This window comes from Flavobacterium sp. (genome assembly GCF_031423415.1).
Lineage (GTDB): Bacteria > Bacteroidota > Bacteroidia > Flavobacteriales > Flavobacteriaceae > Flavobacterium.
This window is the reverse complement of sequence record NZ_JANPFL010000147.1, coordinates 1-1,199: the sequence shown is the minus strand read 5'-3', so window position 1 is coordinate 1,199 and position 1,199 is coordinate 1. Positions and strand designations below refer to the sequence as shown.

Below are 1,199 nucleotides of genomic sequence, written 5' to 3'. Positions count from 1 at the left end.
AAGAAGAAAAATTCTGAATTTGAATCGTGTAAAGTTCATATTCAATATTTTCAAGACTTTGGTTTCCTGCGTTAAAAGCATCTTCGACAAAACTTTTTATTGCCGTTAGCATTCCAGCAATCATGTCTTGATCTATTGTCTGCTTTGCATGTTCATTGTCGCTTGGGTCGGTTTTCGAATAACTAGCAATTACCAAACCAGAACCTTTTTCGATTACAAAAACTTGTTGCAATTTAGGAGCCGATAGTTCGCTCATTACAATATCTATTTCGGATATTTCAAAAAACAAAGCTTTGATTTTTCGTTTGATTTTTTTGATAGAAAATGTGCTTTGAACCTGTGCATTAATGTTGTCCGACAAAGTTTTCATTTCTTGCTGAATGTACTTTTTTATCATTTTGCCGATAATCGGAAAAAGTGCATCGACAATTGAATCTTGTGAATTTTTTATTTCAGATTTTAAAGTAGCAGTAATTGTTGGACCCAATTTGTCGGGCATTTCATCAATTAGAGTTTCGATTTTTCTATCAATAATTGGGTTGACTTTCTCTGATAAATTCTCGTTTACATAAACAGTTTCTTCTAGAAGGTCGAGTTTTCGCAAAATATCATTCGCAAAATCACGGTCTTCGGTCAATAGAAGTTCTTTAAGTTGGAGTAATTTTTCGGTATCGGTCATTTTTGAAAGTTTTTTAACTATATATGACTACAAAAATTCTATTTGCCACAAATACGCTAAGACACAAAGTTTTATTTGTAATATCGATAAAACAACATAAATTTTAATTAAATCGACCATCTTCGAGGCTTTGTATCTTTGTGGCAAATCTTACTTGTTTTATGTTAATTTTTTTAGCAAAAAAAGTTAAAATAATTTTATGTAAATTTTCACTAATAATCTTTCATCATTTTTTCGCCAAGACTTACAAGCAATGTTCCGAGTAGGTTTCGGTCGACTTTTCGGTGATTTAAATCGTTGGTTTTATCGTTCATCGAATTTTCTAAATCCGTTAAGCGAATATTCAAATCGGTCGATAAATTGTCGATTGTATGATTTAATTCTTTGCGAGTATCTTCGATATAACTTTCGAGTTCTTCTTTTCGTTTATCGATTAAGTCTTTCAAACCCTGAAAATCTTGATCAATTTGAACAATATTCTCACCAAAAATTAGGTTCTTAATCGCTTCTAAACGTTGTG

2 protein-coding genes are annotated in these 1,199 nt (G+C 31.3%); both read right to left on the bottom strand.

The annotated features are described in order from the left end of the window. Positions 1-679: cell envelope biogenesis protein OmpA (locus RMO83_RS12845; RefSeq protein WP_310560100.1), on the bottom strand; the 679-nt coding region annotated here is incomplete at its 3' end. 212 nt (positions 680-891) lie between these two features. Beyond that, positions 892-1,199 (bottom strand): fructose 1,6-bisphosphatase (locus RMO83_RS12840; RefSeq protein WP_310560099.1); only part of this gene is annotated, 308 nt, incomplete at its 5' end.